This is a genomic window from Cupriavidus agavae, from assembly GCF_004217045.1.
Lineage (GTDB): Bacteria > Pseudomonadota > Gammaproteobacteria > Burkholderiales > Burkholderiaceae > Cupriavidus > Cupriavidus agavae.
This window is the reverse complement of sequence record NZ_SGXM01000001.1, coordinates 482,357-498,556: the sequence shown is the minus strand read 5'-3', so window position 1 is coordinate 498,556 and position 16,200 is coordinate 482,357. Positions and strand designations below refer to the sequence as shown.

Annotated in this window: 12 protein-coding genes; 7 read left to right on the top strand and 5 right to left on the bottom strand. The window is 66.7% G+C overall.

Annotated elements, in window-relative coordinates:
- Positions 1 to 379: 379 nt before the first annotated feature.
- From EV147_RS02310 to EV147_RS02300, 3 genes are all read left to right on the top strand, one after another.
- On the top strand, positions 380 to 1,486 hold the full coding sequence (locus EV147_RS02310; protein WP_130389507.1) for an aromatic ring-hydroxylating oxygenase subunit alpha: 1,107 nt from the start codon (positions 380 to 382) through the stop codon (positions 1,484 to 1,486).
- A 152-nt stretch (positions 1,487 to 1,638) separates the two neighbouring features.
- Positions 1,639 to 2,559, top strand: coding sequence for a DMT family transporter (locus tag EV147_RS02305; protein ID WP_130389506.1), 921 nt, complete (start codon positions 1,639 to 1,641; stop codon positions 2,557 to 2,559).
- 67 nt (positions 2,560 to 2,626) lie between these two features.
- Positions 2,627 to 3,481 (top strand): sulfurtransferase, encoded by an 855-nt coding sequence (locus EV147_RS02300; protein WP_130389505.1) that lies wholly within the window; start codon positions 2,627 to 2,629, stop codon positions 3,479 to 3,481.
- Between the two features lie 76 nt (positions 3,482 to 3,557).
- On the opposite strand, the gene EV147_RS02295 is transcribed toward EV147_RS02300, so the two are convergent.
- The 4 genes from EV147_RS02295 to polA all read right to left on the bottom strand — a co-directional run bounded on the left by EV147_RS02295 (position 3,558) and on the right by polA (position 10,044).
- Positions 3,558 to 4,442, bottom strand: a complete 885-nt coding sequence (locus EV147_RS02295) for a ZIP family metal transporter (RefSeq protein WP_130389504.1) — start codon at positions 4,440 to 4,442, stop codon at positions 3,558 to 3,560.
- A gap of 120 nt (positions 4,443 to 4,562) precedes the next feature.
- Positions 4,563 to 5,438, bottom strand: a complete 876-nt coding sequence (locus tag EV147_RS02290; RefSeq protein WP_130389503.1) for a dienelactone hydrolase family protein — start codon at positions 5,436 to 5,438, stop codon at positions 4,563 to 4,565.
- A gap of 132 nt (positions 5,439 to 5,570) precedes the next feature.
- The gene (locus EV147_RS02285) at positions 5,571 to 6,992 is read right to left on the bottom strand and encodes an NAD(P)/FAD-dependent oxidoreductase (protein WP_130389502.1); all 1,422 of its coding nucleotides are present in this window, start codon (positions 6,990 to 6,992) and stop codon (positions 5,571 to 5,573) included.
- Positions 6,993 to 7,233: 241 nt separating this feature from the next.
- Positions 7,234 to 10,044, bottom strand: coding sequence for a DNA polymerase I (polA, locus tag EV147_RS02280; protein ID WP_130389501.1), 2,811 nt, complete (start codon positions 10,042 to 10,044; stop codon positions 7,234 to 7,236).
- Positions 10,045 to 10,048: 4 nt separating this feature from the next.
- Between polA and EV147_RS02275 the strand changes: the two genes are divergently transcribed.
- The 4 genes from EV147_RS02275 to EV147_RS02260 all read left to right on the top strand — a co-directional run bounded on the left by EV147_RS02275 (position 10,049) and on the right by EV147_RS02260 (position 13,614).
- Positions 10,049 to 10,996: an LOG family protein gene (locus EV147_RS02275; RefSeq protein WP_198680160.1), complete on the top strand. Its 948-nt coding sequence runs from the start codon at positions 10,049 to 10,051 to the stop codon at positions 10,994 to 10,996.
- A 204-nt stretch (positions 10,997 to 11,200) separates the two neighbouring features.
- Positions 11,201 to 11,620: a hypothetical protein gene (locus EV147_RS02270; RefSeq protein ID WP_130389500.1), complete on the top strand. Its 420-nt coding sequence runs from the start codon at positions 11,201 to 11,203 to the stop codon at positions 11,618 to 11,620.
- A gap of 203 nt (positions 11,621 to 11,823) precedes the next feature.
- The gene (locus tag EV147_RS02265; RefSeq protein ID WP_130389499.1) at positions 11,824 to 12,807 is read left to right on the top strand and encodes a homoserine kinase; all 984 of its coding nucleotides are present in this window, start codon (positions 11,824 to 11,826) and stop codon (positions 12,805 to 12,807) included.
- A gap of 6 nt (positions 12,808 to 12,813) precedes the next feature.
- On the top strand, positions 12,814 to 13,614 hold the full coding sequence (locus tag EV147_RS02260; protein ID WP_130389498.1) for a BPSS1780 family membrane protein: 801 nt from the start codon (positions 12,814 to 12,816) through the stop codon (positions 13,612 to 13,614).
- A gap of 66 nt (positions 13,615 to 13,680) precedes the next feature.
- Here the strand turns inward: EV147_RS02260 and EV147_RS02255 are convergent, their stop codons facing one another.
- Positions 13,681 to 16,026 (bottom strand): UvrD-helicase domain-containing protein, encoded by a 2,346-nt coding sequence (locus tag EV147_RS02255; protein ID WP_130389497.1) that lies wholly within the window; start codon positions 16,024 to 16,026, stop codon positions 13,681 to 13,683.
- Positions 16,027 to 16,200 lie beyond the last annotated feature (174 nt).

Here is a 16,200-nt window from a genome sequence, read left to right as displayed (position 1 = left end):
GATCCATGGGCCGTACTGGCGTCACATGGCATCGTGCGGATAGCGCACGTAGCAATCCTTTATGACACACCCGTGACAGGGATGTGACGTGTGCGCCCGGGTCGTCATTCCGAATGCGCCCGATGGGGCACCTCCATGACGACCCGGGGCGACTTTTTCGCTAAAAAGGCCAAATAATCAGTCCCTTAACTTTTTGGCTCGGGTACAATCCCGGGCTCGTCAGCGAGTTCGCCCCCGTTGCGTTTTCCACGCATTCTCCCGTCTTCGAGATTGGGGAACCGGCCCGGTTTTCGCTCGTCTGACACGGTTTCCCAAATCGATTCCTATTTCGATGGTTGGGTTGTTCACTGCTTTCGCCTGTTCATAGGGAGTGGGGATAATGTCCAATCTCAGCACCGCGCTCAAACTTGCGCCGGCTGATTCGCAGTTGCCCGTGGATGTCTACTTTGACGAGGCGCTGCATCAACAAGAACTCGAACTGCTGTTCCGGAAAGGCCCCGGCTACGTCGGCCACGAACTGATGGTGCCGGAATCCGGCGACTTCCAGACGCTGGCCGCCGAGGACGAGGGGCGCATGCTCGTGCGCAACCCGGACGGCATCGAACTGCTGTCCAACGTCTGCCGCCATCGCCAGGCCATCATGATGAATGGCCGCGGCAATGCGAAGAACATCGTCTGCCCGCTGCACCGCTGGACTTACGACCTCAAAGGTGATCTTTTAGGCGCTCCGCACTTCGCCGAGCAGCCGTGCGTGCACCTGAACCGCTCGCCGCTGCAGAACTGGAACGGCATGCTGTTCGAGGGCGAGCGCGACGTGCGGGCCGATCTGGCGCGCATGGGCGTGGCCGAAGACCTGAACTTCGAAGGCTACATGCTCGACCACGTGGAAGTGCACGAGTGCGACTACAACTGGAAGACCTTCATCGAGGTCTATCTGGAGGATTACCACGTCGTGCCGTTCCACCCGGGCCTGGGCAGCTTTGTCTCGTGCGACGACCTCAAGTGGGAGTTCGGCGAGTGGCACAGCGTGCAGACCGTGGGCCTGCACGCCGGCCTGAAGCGTCCGGGCAGCATGACGTACCAGAAGTGGCACGAGGAAGTGTTGCGCTTCAACAACGGCAAGCTGCCCAAGCATGGCGCGATCTGGCTGACCTACTACCCCAACATCATGGTGGAGTGGTACCCGAACGTGCTCTGCATTTCGACGCTGCACCCGCTGGGGCCGCGCAAGACGCGCAATGTGGTGGAGTTCTACTACCCCGAGGAAATCGTGCTGTTCGAGCGCGAATTCGTCGAGGCCGAGCGCGCCGCCTATATGGAAACGTGCATCGAGGACGATGAAATCGCCGAACGCATGGACGCCGGCCGGCTTGCGCTGATGAAGCGCGGCGTCAGCGAGACCGGCCCCTACCAGTCGCCGATGGAAGACGGCATGCAGCATTTCCACGAGTGGTACCGCCGCGCGATGGACTACCAGAAACGCTGACCTGCCGCGCCTGACCCGAAACGGACCGTGAAAACGGTCCGTTTTGCATTGGAGCCGGCGCCGGGGCGCTGTTACAATCCGCAGTGCACAATCGTTGCCGATACAACGAATTTTCGGCCGCCCGGCCGACCCACCGCCACCTCGCCCCTGCCATGCAATCGCTCTGGATGCTGTTCGCCGCCTTCGCCTTCTCGTTGATGGGGGTAGGCGTCAAGCTTGCGGCGGACTTCTACACCACGGGCGAGATCGTCTTCTACCGCAGCCTGATCGGCGTGACCATCATGTGGGTGCTGCTGCGCTCGCAGGGCGTGTCGGTGCGCACGCCGCACATGGTGACCCATATCAAGCGCAGCCTGTTCGGCGTGACCGCCCTGCTGCTCTGGTTCACCTCGATCACGATGCTGCCGCTGGCCACGGCGATGACGCTGAACTACATGTCGCCGATCTGGATCGCGCTGATTCTCGGCGCCGGCGCGGCGCTGGCCGGCACCCCGGGCGCCGCCGACAAGAAGCTGATCGGCGCCATCCTGCTGTCGTTCGGCGGCGTGCTCTGCCTGCTGCAGCCTTCGGTCGGGCACAACCAGCTGACGGGCGGCATGATCGGCCTGATTTCTGGCGTTTTTACGGCGTTGGCCTATGTCGAGGTGCGCCAGCTCGGCCAGCTTGGCGAGCCCGAAGGCCGCATCGTGTTCTATTTCTCGGCGGTTGGCCTGGTCTGCGGCCTGGTGTGGATGCTGTATTCCGGCGTAAGCCCCCACACCTGGCGCGGCGCCGGGCTGCTGCTGGTGATCGGCATTCTGGCCACGCTGGGCCAGACGTCGATGACGCGCGCCTACAAGCGCGGCAACACGCTGCTGACCGCCAACCTGCAGTACGCGGGCATCGTGTTTTCGAGCCTCTGGGGCATCCTGGTCTGGAACGACAAGCTGAACTGGGTCTCGTGGCTCGGCATGGTGCTGATCATCGCCAGCGGCATCGCCACCACGCTGACGCGGGCGCGCGATACCGACCGGCATCCCACCCCGGCCACGCCGGTCAAGTCTGCCGAAGCCGAGGTCCATCCCGAGGTCTGACGCGCTGACCCCGGGCGCGGCGGTGTAGCATTGACGGCGATCCGCTCAACGAGAGAGACCGCTGTCCATGCCATCACCGCTGATTACCGCCACCGAACTCCAGGACCTGCGCGCCGCGGGCCGCCGGGTCGTCATCGTCGACTGCTCGTTCGACCTGGCCAACCCGGCCGCCGGCCGCGAAATCTACCAGCAGAGCCATCTGCCGGGCGCTTTCTACCTCCATCTCGACAACGAACTGTCCGGCCCCAAGACCGGCGCCAACGGCCGGCATCCGCTGCCCGACCCGGAATTGCTGGTCGCCCGGCTGCGCGCGCTGGGCGTGGATGACGAGACGCTGGTGGTGGCCTACGACGCCCACGGCGCGATGTTCGCGGCGCGGCTCTGGTGGCTGCTGCGCTGGGTGGGCCACGGCGCCGTGGCCGTGCTCGACGGCGGCAAGGCCGCCTGGCTGGCCGCCGGCCTGCCGTTGGATCAGGGCACGACGCCCGATCCGGAAGCCGGCGGCAACCTGACGCGCCGGGCCTCGCTGGTGCGCACCGTCGATGCCGGCGCGCTGCTCGCCAATCTCGATCAGCCTGCCGTGCTGGTGGTGGACGCCCGCGCGCCGGACCGCTTCCGCGGCGAGAACGAGACGCTCGACCCCGTGGGCGGGCACATCCCGGGCGCGGTCAACCGCTTCTTCAAGGACAACCTGGCCGAAGATGGCCGTTTCAAGCCGGCCGGGCAACTGCGCGCCGAGTTCGGCAACGTGTTCGCCGGCCAGCCGGCGGCGCAGACCGTGATGCAGTGCGGCTCGGGCGTGACCGCCTGCCACAACCTGCTGGCCATGGAAGTGGCCGGGCTGGGCGACGCGGCCCTGTATCCGGGCTCGTGGAGCGAATGGTGCGCCGACCCACGCCGGCCCGTGGCCACCGGCAACTGACCGTATTGAGACGTTTGAGCTAGAAAACCACCAGTTTCCTGCTCAAACGTCTCACTGAAGGAGACGGAGACCGCGGTCAGCGCGACGGTGCCGCGGCCTCCTCTTTCGCATGGTGGTGGGCGTGCTCCTCGTGCACGCCGTTCGTGATGAACACGATGGCCGCGATGCCGGCCGCTACCAGCACCACCTGCATCGCAGATTCCTTAAGCCGCGGCTTGCGCTGCATCTGCGGCATCAGGTCGCTCACCGCGATATAGAGGAAGCTGCTCGACGCAATCACGAGCACGTACGGAATCCAGCCTGAAAGCTCGTCCAGCAGGAAATAGCCCACGACGCCGCCCAGCACGGCCGCCAGGCTCGACAGCAGGTTGAACGCGAACGCCCGCGCCTTCGAGAAGCCGGCGTTGAGCAGCACGATGAAATCGCCCACTTCCTGCGGAATCTCGTGCGCGGCGATGGCCAGCGCGGTGACCAGCCCGATATGGGGGTCGGCCAGGAACGCCGCGGCAATCACGATGCCGTCGGCAAAGTTATGGAAGGTGTCGCCCACCAGGATGGTCAGGCCGCTGCGGCCCGCTTCCTCGCGGTCGTGGCCGTGGTGGTGATGGTGGCCGTCGCCCTCGTGGTGGTGCGAGTGGCGCAGCAGCGAGATCTTCTCCAGCAGGAAGAAGCCCAGCAGGCCGGCCAGCAGCGTGCCGAACAGCGCGCGCGGATCGGCGCCGGATTCGAATGCCTCGGGCAGCGAGTGCAGCAGCGCCGTGGCCAGCAGCACCCCCACCGAGAAACTCACCATGCGATCCACCACGCGGGAGGCCACGGTCAGCGACAGCACCGCCGCACCCAGGATGCTGCCGACCCCCGAAATGGTCGCCGCCAGCAGGATGTACAAAAGCGTGGAATGGATGATGGACTCCCGGACCGGCCCCCGCCCGACCACCGGGCAGTCATCGCCGACTGACATTCTCCAGCATTAACGCAACATGGTTGCAAAAACGCAGAGTCGGCATTGTACGTATGTCGGTGCCTGTTTTGCAATCACCTGACCGGCCGAGGGGCTAATACGAGCGGCTGATTTGCGGCCTCAGGCGACCTTGTGCTGCCGGAACCAGGCCAGGCAGCGCTGCCAGCCATCGCGGGCCGCCGCCTCGACATAGCTGGCGCGGTAGTCGGCATGGAAGGCGTGGCCGGCTTCCGGGTAGACCACGAACGTCGACGCGCGGGCGTTCGGATTGTTCGATTCGCCGAGCGCCGCCTTCATCTGCGCCACATGCTCCTGCGTGATGCCGGTGTCCTTGCCGCCGTAGAGTCCCAGCACCGGCGCGTTGAGTTCGTTGACGATATCCACCGGGTTGCGCGGCTTGAGCGGGCTGGGCTGCCCCACGAGCTGGCCGTACCAGGCCACGCCGGCCTTGACCCGCTTGCTGTGCGCCGCATACAGCCACGTCACGCGGCCACCCCAGCAGAAGCCGGTGATGCCGAGGCGGTTCACGTCGCCGCCATTGGCCGCCGCCCAGGCCACGCACGCGTCGAGATCGCCCATCACCTGGGCGTCGGGCGTCTTCTGGATGATGTTGGCCTGCAGTTCCTGGATCGTGCCGTAGCTGCTCGGGTCGCCCTGGCGCGCGAACAGTTCCGGCGCGATGGCCAGGTAGCCGAGCTTGGCAAAGCGGCGGCAGATATCGGCAATATGCTCGTGCACGCCGAAGATCTCGCTGATGACCAGCACCACGGGCAGGTTGGTCTTGCCCTCGGGCTGGGCACGGTACACGGGCATGCCGAAGCTGCCCGACGGCACCGTGATCTCGCCGGCGGCCAGGCCCTGGAAGTCGGTCTTGATGGTCTGTGCCGACACCGGCAGCACGGCCGCGGCAAAGGCGGAGCCCAGCGCGGTCTTGACGAAACTGCGGCGGTCGAACGACTGGCCGGGGACGAGGCTTTCGACTTCTGGCTTCAGCATGGGCGAGGCTCCTGGAAGATTTGGCGGGATGCCGGGCCATGTGACGCCAGCGCGGCGCCGTCGATTCTAAGCAAAGATGGCCGGTAGCGCACGCGCCACCGGCCATCCCGATCCCGTCCTCCGGGGCTGCCGTCAGTGCAGCTTCACGCGCGGGCTGGTCTTGCTGCGCAGCCAGTGCGTCACGGTGTCGAGCCCCATGCCGATGGCGCCGTGCAGCGCCAGCACGTGCATCCGGTACAGCGATGTGTACATGAAGCGCGCCATCAGCCCCTCGATGAACATCGATCCGCCGATCAGGCCGCCCATCAGGCTGCCCACGGCGCTGAAGTGGCCCAGCGACACCAGCGAGCCGAAATCCTTGAAGCCGAATTCCGGCAGCGGCTTGCCCGCCAGCCGTGCCCGGATGGCGTCGTACAGGAACGTGGCCTGCTGGTGCGCGGCCTGGGCGCGCGGCGGCACGGTGGTCTGCTTTTCGGTCCACGGCGCGGCGGCGCAGTCGCCAAACGCGAAGATGTCCGGGTCGGCCTCGCTCTGCAGCGTGGCGCCCACCACGATCTGGCCCATCTTGCTGACCGGCAGCCCCAGCGTGCGCAGCACACCCGGCGCGGTGATGCCGGCGGCCCAGACGGTCAGGTCGGCGTCGATATGCTTGCCGCTGGCCGTCAGCACCGCGTCGTGCGTGACTTCGGTCACGCGCTCGCCCGTGAACACATCCACGTCGAGCTTGCGCAGCAGCTTGGTGGTCTCGGCCGAGACGCGCTCGGACAGCGCCGGCAGGATGCGCGGGCCGGCCTCGATCACGTGGATGCGCACGTCGCGGCGCGGGTCGAGCTGGTGCAGCCCGTAGGCATTCAGCACGTGGGCCGTGTTGCGCAGTTCGGCAGACAGCTCCACACCCGTGGCGCCCGCCCCGATGATCGCCACGTCCACGCGCGGACGGCCGTCCTCGCCCATGCGGCCCTTGCCGTTCTGGGCGCGCACGCAGGCGGCGATCAGCTTGCGGCGAAAGCGCTCGGCCTGCGCCACGGTGTCCAGCGCGATGGCATGCTCGGCGGCGCCCGGCACGCTGAAGAAATGCGTGACGCAGCCGATGGCCAGCACGAGGGTGTCGTAGGGCAATTCGCGGGCAGGCAGCAGTTCGTCGCCGTCCTGGTCCACGCAGGCCGCCACGTGCACCACCTTGCGGGCGCGGTCGATGCCGGTCAGTTCCCCCTGCTGGAACTCGAAATGGTGCCAGCGCGCCTGCGCCACATATTCGAGCTGGTGGGTGTTGGGGTCCATGCTGCCGGCTGCCACTTCATGCAGCAGCGGCTTCCAGATGTGCGTGGGCGAGCGGTCCACCAGCGTGACCTGCGCCTGGCGCGACTTGCCGAGCTTGTCGCCGAGCCGCGTGACGAGTTCGAGCCCGCCCGCGCCACCGCCGACCACGATGATCCGGTGCAGCGCGCCCGCCGCACGCGGCGCCGCGATGGGCTGCGGGCCGCCGGCGATGATGGAAGTGTCTGTCGATGCAGGAGTTGGGGCGCTTTCCTCTTTGCCTTGCGTGTTGCTCATGGTCTACCCGATGCTTTCAATTTGAAAACCGGTGCAGGCCCCTTGCGGCGTCTTTCTGTTGTCGTCTCGCACCGCGAGGCCGATATCTGTACTTTGAAGATTCTGCTATTTACAACCTGTTGCTGCCAGTGTGCTGCAATGCAGCACCACTGGCAAGGGGGCCCCGGGTCGTTTCAGCAAGTACTTCTTTGCATACAGCGGCATCGCGCGGGAGACATTGGCCGCAAGGTGCGCCATGGGCCTAGTGCGCTTCTTCCCAGTTGCTGCCGCTGCCCACTTCGGCCACCAGCGGCACGTTCAGTTGCGCCACGCCGCACATCAGCTCGGGCAGCTTCACCTTGACCAGCTCGAACTCTGCCTCGGGCACTTCGAGCACCAGTTCATCGTGCACCTGCATGATCTGGCGTGCGCCGAGTTTGTCGGCTTCGAGCCAGTCCTGGACGGCGATCATCGACAGCTTGATCAGGTCGGCCGCGGTGCCCTGCATCGGCGCGTTGATGGCGGCGCGCTCGGCGGCCTGGCGGCGCGGGCCGTTGCCGCCCCGGATGTCCGGCAGCCACAGGCGGCGGCCGAACACGGTTTCCACGTAGCCCTGCTCGCGCGCCTTCTGGCGCGTCTCTTCCATGTAGTTGGCCACGCCGGGGTAGCGCATGAAGTAGCGGTCGATGTAGTGCTTGGCCGCCTCGCGCTCGATGCCGAGGTTGCTGGCCAGCCCGAACGCGCTCATGCCATAGATCAGGCCGAAGTTGATGACCTTGGCGTAGCGGCGCTGCTCGCTCGACACCGCCTCGCGCTCCACGCCGAAGATCTCGCCGGCCGTGGCCCGGTGGATGTCCTCGCCGTTGGCGAAAGCGCGCAGCAGGTTATCGTCGCCCGAGATATGGGCCATGATGCGCAGCTCGATCTGCGAGTAGTCGGCCGAGACGATCACGTTGCCCGGCCCCGCGATGAACGCCTCGCGGATGCGGCGGCCTTCCTCGGTGCGCACCGGGATGTTTTGCAGGTTCGGCTCGGTCGACGCCAGCCGGCCCGTGACCGCCGTGGCCTGGCCGTAGCTGGTATGGACCCGGCCCGTGCGCGGGTTGACCATCTTCGGCAGCTTGTCGGTGTAGGTCGACTTGAGCTTGGACAGGCCCCGGTAGTCAAGCAGCAGCTTGGGCAGCGGATAGTCCTCGGCCAGCTTCTGCAGCACCTCTTCGTCGGTGGACGGCGCGCCGCTGGCGGTCTTCTTGACCACCGGCAGCTTCATCTGGTTGAACAGGATCTCGCCGATCTGCTTCGGCGAGCCCAGGTTGAACGGCTGCCCGGCGGCCTCGTGCGCGGCGCGCTCGGCCTCCATCATGCGCTGGCCCAGTTCGGCGCTCTGCACGGCCAGGCGGTCCGCATCGATCAGCACGCCGTTGCGCTCGATCTTCTGCAGCACCACCGAGACCGGGATCTCGATGTCCGCGTAGACATGCCGCAGCCCTTCGGCCTTCTCCAGTTGCGGCAGCATCTTGCGGTGCAGGCGCAGTGTCACGTCGGCGTCTTCGGCGGCGTAGTCGGTGGCGCGCTGCAGGTCGATCTGGTCGAAGCCGATCTGGCTCGCGCCCTTGCCGCAGACTTCCTCGTACGTGATCGTCTTCACGTTGAGCAGGCGCTCGGCCAGGCTGTCCATGCCGTGGTTGCGGTACGACGCCAGCACGTAGCTCTCCAGCATCGTGTCGTGGGCGATGCCGCGCAGCGTGATGCCGTGGTTCATGAACACGTGGGCGTCGTACTTCAGGTGCTGGCCCAGCTTCGGCGCCGCGGCGTCTTCCAGCCACGGGCGCAGGCGCTCCAGCACGAACTCGCGCGGCAACTGGCCGTGGTTGTCCAGTCCGGCCACGTCCGGGCCGCGATGGGCCACGGGAATGTAGGCGGCCTCGCCCGGCTCCACCGACACCGAGATGCCAACCAGTTCGGCCAGCATCGGGTCGAGCGAGGTGGTTTCCGTGTCGATCGCCACCAGCGGGGCATCGACCAGCTTCTGCAGCCAGGCGTCGAGCGCGGCCTCGGTGGTCACGGTCTCGTAGCGGATCCCGGCGGGCGCGAGGTCGGCCGCCGGTTCGTCGCCGGCGCCCTGTGCGGTGTCGAACAGACCGCCCTGGGCCGGCTGCGCCACGGCGCCGGCGCGCGCGCCGGCCGCACGCGCGTTCGGCAGCGCCTCGCCCGTGGCCTCGCGCAGCCAGGTCTTGAAACCGTACTTGCGGAAGAAATCGACGAGCTTGTCCTTGTCCTCGCCAAGGTCATGCAGCGCCTGGAAATCGGCCACGGCATCGGCGAGGTTGCAGTCGGTCTTGACGGTCACCAGTTCGCGGGCGCGCGGCAGCCAGTCCAGCGTGTTGCGCAGGTTCTCGCCCACCACGCCCTTGATGCCATCGGCGCCGGCCATGATGCTGTCCAGCGTGCCATATTCGGTCAGCCACTTGACCGCGGTCTTCGGGCCTACCTTGGGCACGCCCGGCACGTTGTCCACGGCATCGCCGATCAGCGAGAGATAGTCGACGATGCGCTCGGGCGGCACGCCGAACTTGGCCACCACGCCGGGCGGGTCGAGGATCTCGCCGCTCATCGTGTTGACCAGCGTGACGTGGTCGTTGACCAGCTGCGCCAGGTCCTTGTCGCCCGTGGATACCACGGTATTCACGTCCTGCGCGGTGGCCTGGCAGGCCAGCGTGCCGATCACGTCGTCGGCCTCCACGCCCTCGACCACCACGATGGGCCAGCCCAGCGCGCGCACGGCCTCGTGGATCGGCTCGATCTGGCGCGCCAGGTCCTCGGGCATCGACGGGCGGTGTTCCTTGTAGGCGGGGTATAGATCATCCCGGAACGTCTTGCCCTTGGCGTCGAAGACGCAGGCGATAAATTGCGCCGGGAAATCGTTGCGCAGCTTGCGCAACATGTTGATCATGCCGTAGATTGCCCCTGTGGGCAGACCTTCGCCATTCCTCAGGTCCGGCAGCGCGTGATACGCGCGATACAGATAGCTCGATCCATCGACGAGCAAGAGTGTTTTTCGACTATCCGACATTCCCATGGACTCTAAATTGACTGGTGCCCCCGCAGGCGGTGCTGACGCCGCCCCCCTCGCCGATACGGACGTTTCCGATATCTCCGGCAACACGGTGAATCCGCCGCCCGAGAAAGCCTCGGCACACGCCGCGGCCATCGCCGCCAAGGCCGATGCGGCCGCGGCCGGCGCGAGCCCCGAGGAACAGGAGGCTGCCGCCCGTGCGGCGGCGGCCCGCGCGAATCCGCGCAAGATGATTCCAAGCCTGCGCGCGCTGGCCGATGAAGACCGCGCTACCGCCAAGAAGGCGCGCGCATCGTGGCAAATGTTCACGATTATGGCAGAGTTCATCGAGGCGACCGAGTACCTCTCCGAGATCCGCCCGGCCGTGTCGATCTACGGCAGCGCGCGCCTGCGCGAGGACTCGCCCTACTACCAGAAGACCATCGAGATCGCGCGCCTGTTCTCGGACGCCGGCTTCGCGGTGATCTCCGGCGGCGGCCCCGGCATCATGGAGGCGGCCAACAAGGGCGCGCACGCCGGCAAGTCAGCCAGCGTGGGCCTGAACATCGAGCTTCCGCACGAGCAGCAGGGCAACCCGTACCAGGACATCGCCATGCGCTTCCGCCACTTCTTCACGCGCAAGGTCACGTTCGTGAAGAATTCGGACGCCTTCATCGTGATGCCGGGCGGCTTCGGCACGCTCGACGAGCTGGCCGAGGTGCTGACGCTGGTGCAGACCGGCAAGTCCCGTGCTGTGCCGGTGGTGATGTATGGCAGCCGGTTCTGGAAGGGCCTGCTCGACTGGTTCCGCTTCACGCTGCTGCCCATGGGCCTGATCGCCGAGCAGGACCTGGACCTGATGAAGATCGTCGACGAGCCCCAGGAAGTGCTCGAAGCCGTGTACGAGTACTACGAGAAACGCGGCGGCGACCACCCGATTCCGCCCAAGGAAGAAATGTTCTATCTGTAAGGCATGGGCGGCCCGCGCCGCCCTTCCCGCCCGTGCGCCGGAAGGCGCTCTGGCGGGTGGACGGAAGGCCACCGAGAACGGGCCGAAAACGACAGGAATTGCTAGAATGGAAGCCTGTTCGTTCCTGCCAGTACCGGCGCCGCCGGCGGCGGCAGGACCCATCCGCGTCGCGGGGCCGCCTGCCCGCGCGCACAGGAGCCTCAGATGACTTCCCCTTCGCAACCGGGTGCCAGGCTGGCCGATCTGCACGCCGCGATCCGCCGCCCCGGCTATCTGCTCGCGCTTGCCGCCGCCGTGCTGGCCCTGACCGCCAGCCAGCGCGTGCTGGCCCAGGGTTCGGAAACCAGCAACGCGCTGACGCAGCAGGAGCTGAACCAGATCAACAACCAGCCGATTGCGCCGGCCGCCAAGAGCCAGCTGAACCAGCCGCGCGAGCCGAGCTTCCAGTTGCGCGAGCGCGATGGCACCCAGGTGACCGAATACAAGGACAAGGGACGCGCCACCGAGATCCAGGTGCAGTCGGGCTTCGGCACGAAATACGAAATGAGCAAGCCCGAGGACAGTTCGCCCCGTATCCGGGACCATGACGTCAACCGCGTACCGTCGCTGAACCTGAAGTTTTGAGGCATCGCCGGCCGTCCGGTTTTCTGTTTTTTCCGGTCCGGGCCGGTTGTCCTGATACTCTTTAGCCTTTCTTACCCACGATTCGCGTCCGAACGCTGCACCGGGCGGGAATCGCGCCGGCCCTCCGGCAGCAATGCCGCGGCGGCTGGCCGGCACTTTCGGGTGCCGGCCAGCCGTTCCCAGATTCGCAATCAATTGACAGTATGGCCGTTTTCACCACGGTCTCGCAGGACGAGATCGCCCGCTGGCTGCTTGACCATGACCTTGGCGAAGTGCGCGCACTGCGCGGCATCGCCTCGGGCATCGAGAACAGCAATTTCTTCTTGACCATGGAGCAGGACGGCGTCACGCGCGAGTACGTGCTGACGATCTTCGAGCGGCTGCGTTTCGACCAGTTGCCGTACTACCTGCACCTGATGGACCACCTGGCGCGCCACGGCATCAGCGTGCCGGCCCCGATGCCGGCCCGCGACGGCGAGATCCTGCGCGAACTCAAGGGCAAGCCGGCGACCATCGTCAGCCGGCTGCCCGGCGCGTCGCAACTGGCGCCCCAGCCCGGACACTGCGCCCAGGTGGGCGCGATGCTCGCGCGCATGCACCTGGCGGGCCAGGATTACCCGCGCCAGCAGCCTAACCTGCGCAGCCTGGCCTGGTGGCAGCAGACCGCGCCCGAGATCGCGCCGTTCCTCGATGCGGACCAGCGCCGCCTGCTGGCCGACGAGATCGCGCACCAGACCGCCTTTTTCGGCAGCCCGGACTACGCCGCGCTGCAGGGCGGCCCGTGCCATTGCGACCTGTTCCGCGACAACGTGCTGTTCGATACGGCCGGCGGCCAGCAGACGCTGGGCGGCTTCTTCGATTTCTACTTCGCGGGCCACGACAAGTGGCTGTTCGACCTGGCCGTGACGGTCAACGACTGGTGCATCGACCTGCCGACCGGCGCGCTGGACGTGCCCCGGGCCGAAGCCATGCTGCGCGCCTATCACGCGGTCCGGCCGCTGACGGCCGTGGAAGGCCGGCACTGGCAGGACATGCTGCGGGCCGGCGCGCTGCGCTTCTGGGTGTCGCGGCTGTGGGATTTCTACCTGCCGCGCGAGGCCGACATGCTCCAGCCGCACGACCCCACCCATTTCGAACGCATTCTCCGCCGCCGGCTCGACGCCGCCGCGGCCCTCCCCTGGGTCTGATCCGCCATGCAACTACTGGAAGTTTCCGCCAAGGAAGGCTACGTCTGGTTCCGCCAGGGTGTCTGGCTGTTCCGCAAGAACCCGCTGGCATTCCTGATGCTGCTGTTCATCTACCTGCTGGCCGCCCAGCTGGCGATCTTCGTGCCGCTGTTCGGCATCATCGCGCTGCTGGTCTTCACGCCGGGCCTGTTCGTGGGGGTGATGACGGCCTGCCGCGAGGTGATCCAGAACAAGCGGGTCCTGCCGACGATATTGCTGGCGGGGTTCCGCACCAACGGCAAGCAGGCCATGCGCAACCTGCTGATACTCGGCGGCATCTATGCCGTGCTGGTGTTCACGCTGAGCCTGATCGCCACGTCGGTGGTGGATATCGGGGCCGTGGCGCCGATGGTGCTCAAGGGCGAGGAGCCCTCGGCCGAGGCCGTGCAGCAGTTGTACACCGCGATGATGCTGGGCGCCCTGCTCTACACGCCGATCGCCATGATGTTCTGGTTCGCGCCCCTGCTGGCCGCGTGGCACCAGGTGCCGCCGGTCAAGGCGCTGTTCTTCAGCTGGACCGCCTGCTGGCGCAATCGCGGCGCGTTCTTTACCTACGCGATGCTGTTCGCGGTGCTGATGGTGGCCGTGCCGCTGGTGCTGGAAACGGTCTTCGCGGCCTTCGGCGGGGAACAGGTGCTGTCGTTCCTCGTGACGCCGTACTCGCTGCTGATGCTGGCGATCCTGTACTGCTCGTTCTACGCGACGTACCGGGGGTGCTTCAACATCGTACCGCCGGGAGAAGTGGTGAACGAGGCTGCGCAGCCTTGATCTCCTGATGTCTTGCTCCCCTCTCCCGCCGTGCGGGAGAGGGGAGAAAACCAGCGTGGCGCCGGTTCAATCGATCGGGTCCAGTTTCGCTACCGCCAGCGCCAGCCATTTCACCCCGTGGCGCTTGAAATCGATATTGGCGCGGGCATCGGCGCCCTCGCCTTCCAGGGCCTTGATCCGGCCTTCCCCGAACTTGGTATGGAAGACGCTCTGGCCCACGCGGAAGCCGGTGGCGGCCGCGCGTTTTTCCTCGGCGTAGTTCTTCCTGCCTGTATCCATGCCGCCGGTGGGCTTGGTGCCCGTGTACGGCACGTCCTCCGAACGCTTGAACCAGTCGCGGCCCCAGGCGTTGTCGCGCTCCTGCCGGCTGACGCCGAAGGTCTGGCCTTGCGGGGTGATCCACTTCAGCGCTTCGTCGGGCAATTCCTCGAAGAAGCGTGACTTCATGTGGTAGCGCATCTGCCCGTGCAGCACGCGGCTCTGGGCGAACGACAGGAACAGCCGCTCGCGCGCCCGGGTGATCGCCACATACATCAGGCGGCGCTCTTCTTCCAGCCCGTCGGCCTCCTGGGCGCTGTTGTCGTGCGGGAACAGGCCCTCTTCAAGCCCCGTGATGAACACCACGTTGAACTCCAGGCCCTTGGCGGCGTGCACGGTCATCATCTGCACCGCGTCCTGCCCGGCCTGCGCCTGATTGTCGCCGGCCTCCAGCGAGGCGTGGGTCAGGAACGCCACCAGCGGCGTCATCACCACCGGCAACTGCTCGGGATCGAGCACCTGCTGGTCCTGGTCGCCCTGGGCCAGCGCCGGCGGCACGTCGCGCCCCACCGGCAGCATGCGCGCCGGGGCGTCCAGGCCGTAGCCGTCTTCCACCACGAACGCCTGCGCCGCCGTCACCAGTTCCTGCAAGTTCTCGATCCGGTCCTGGCCCTCTTTCTCGGTCTGGTAATGGACCATCAGCCCGCTGGCGTTGGTGACGTGCTCCACGGTCTCCGGCAGCGTCATGCGGCTGGTCTCGGCCCGCATCTGCTCGATCAGGCGCAGGAAGGCGCCCAGCGAACTGCCGGCCTTGCCCGGCACGTAGGCCACGGCCTCGGCCAGCGACACGTTGTACTGGCGCGCGGCGTCCTGCAAGGCTTCCAGGGACTTGGCGCCGATCCCGCGCGTGGGGAAATTGACCACCCGGGCAAACGCCGCGTCGTTGCGCGGGTTCTCGATCAGTTGCAGGTAGGCCAGCGCGTGCTTGACTTCGGCCCGCTCGAAGAAGCGCAGGCCGCCGTACACCCGGTAGGCGATGCCCGACGAGAACAGCGCATGCTCGATCACCCGCGACTGGGCGTTGCTGCGGTACAGGATGGCGATCTCCGAGCGCGTCATGCCCTGGGCGATCTGGTCCCGGATCTCCTCGACGATCCACGACGCCTCCTGGCCATCGGTGCCGGCCTGGTAGACCCGCACCGGCTCGCCGTGGCCGGCGTCGGTGCGCAGGTTCTTGCCGAGCCGGCGCGCGTTGTGCGAGATCAGGTGGTTGGCGGAATCGAGGATATGGCCGTGCGAACGGTAGTTCTGTTCGAGCTTGATCAGGTGGCGCACGCGGAATTCCTGCTCGAAATCGCGCATGTTGCCCACGTTGGCGCCCCGGAAGGCGTAGATGCTCTGGTCGTCGTCGCCCACCGCGAACACGGCCGCCGCGTTGCCCGAGCCGTAGCCCGCCAGCAGCTTGAGCCACTGGTACTGGAGCACGTTGGTATCCTGGAACTCGTCCACCAGGATATGGCGGAAGCGGTACTGGTAGTGCTGGCGGATGGCGTCGTTGTAGCGCAGCAGTTCGTAGCAGCGCAGCAGCAGTTCGGCGAAATCGACCACGCCCTCGCGCTGGCACTGCTCGTCGTAGGCGGCGTACAGGTCGACGAAGCGGCGGTTGAAATCGTCGTTGGCCTCCACGTCGCGGGGGCGCAGGCCCTGCTCCTTGGCGTTGTTGATGAAGTACTGCAGGCTCTTGGCCGGGTACTTCTCGTCATCGACGTTCAGCTGCTTGAGCAGCCGCTTGAGCGCCGAGAGCTGGTCCTGGGTGTCGAGGATGGCAAAGGTCTGCGGCAGGCCCGCGTCGCGGAAATGTGCCCGCAGCATGCGGTTGCAGAGCCCGTGGAAGGTGCCGATCCACATGCCGCGCGTGTTGATCGGCAGCATGGCCTGCAGGCGCGTCTGCATTTCCCTGGACGCCTTGTTCGTGAAGGTCACTGCCAGGATGCCGGCCGGGGAGACCCGCCCGTTCTGGATCAGCCAGGCGATCCGGGTGGTCAGCACGCGGGTCTTGCCGCTGCCCGCGCCGGCCAGGATCATGGCTGGTTCGTCCGGCAGGGTGACGGCGGCGAGTTGTTCGGCGTTGAGGTTGGCTAGCAGGCTGGACATCGGATCGGGGCCGGTAAAGTAGGCGGCAATTATACCGGCGCCCCGGCCGCACACCGGGCGCCGGGCGCCGCTCAGGGGGGCGGCCGGCGCACCCCCGAGCGCCCGAAATGCGCACCGGCACCCCGCCTCCCCTATAATTTGACGTTTTCCCGGCCCGACGGCCCGGACCCTGAC

Excerpts from the sequence above, each read along its gene's own strand:
- EV147_RS02310 (WP_130389507.1), top strand. The coding sequence starts at position 380 with ATGTCCAATCTCAGCACCGCGCTCAAACTTGCGCCGGCTGATTCGCAG.
- EV147_RS02305 (WP_130389506.1), top strand. The coding sequence starts at position 1,639 with ATGCAATCGCTCTGGATGCTGTTCGCCGCCTTCGCCTTCTCGTTGATG.
- EV147_RS02300 (WP_130389505.1), top strand. The coding sequence starts at position 2,627 with ATGCCATCACCGCTGATTACCGCCACCGAACTCCAGGACCTGCGCGCC.
- EV147_RS02295 (WP_130389504.1), bottom strand. The coding sequence starts at position 4,442 with ATGTCAGTCGGCGATGACTGCCCGGTGGTCGGGCGGGGGCCGGTCCGG.
- EV147_RS02290 (WP_130389503.1), bottom strand. The coding sequence starts at position 5,438 with ATGCTGAAGCCAGAAGTCGAAAGCCTCGTCCCCGGCCAGTCGTTCGAC.
- EV147_RS02285 (WP_130389502.1), bottom strand. The coding sequence starts at position 6,992 with ATGAGCAACACGCAAGGCAAAGAGGAAAGCGCCCCAACTCCTGCATCG.
- polA (WP_130389501.1), bottom strand. The coding sequence starts at position 10,044 with ATGTCGGATAGTCGAAAAACACTCTTGCTCGTCGATGGATCGAGCTAT.
- EV147_RS02275 (WP_198680160.1), top strand. The coding sequence starts at position 10,049 with ATGGACTCTAAATTGACTGGTGCCCCCGCAGGCGGTGCTGACGCCGCC.
- EV147_RS02270 (WP_130389500.1), top strand. The coding sequence starts at position 11,201 with ATGACTTCCCCTTCGCAACCGGGTGCCAGGCTGGCCGATCTGCACGCC.
- EV147_RS02265 (WP_130389499.1), top strand. The coding sequence starts at position 11,824 with ATGGCCGTTTTCACCACGGTCTCGCAGGACGAGATCGCCCGCTGGCTG.
- EV147_RS02260 (WP_130389498.1), top strand. The coding sequence starts at position 12,814 with ATGCAACTACTGGAAGTTTCCGCCAAGGAAGGCTACGTCTGGTTCCGC.
- EV147_RS02255 (WP_130389497.1), bottom strand. The coding sequence starts at position 16,026 with ATGTCCAGCCTGCTAGCCAACCTCAACGCCGAACAACTCGCCGCCGTC.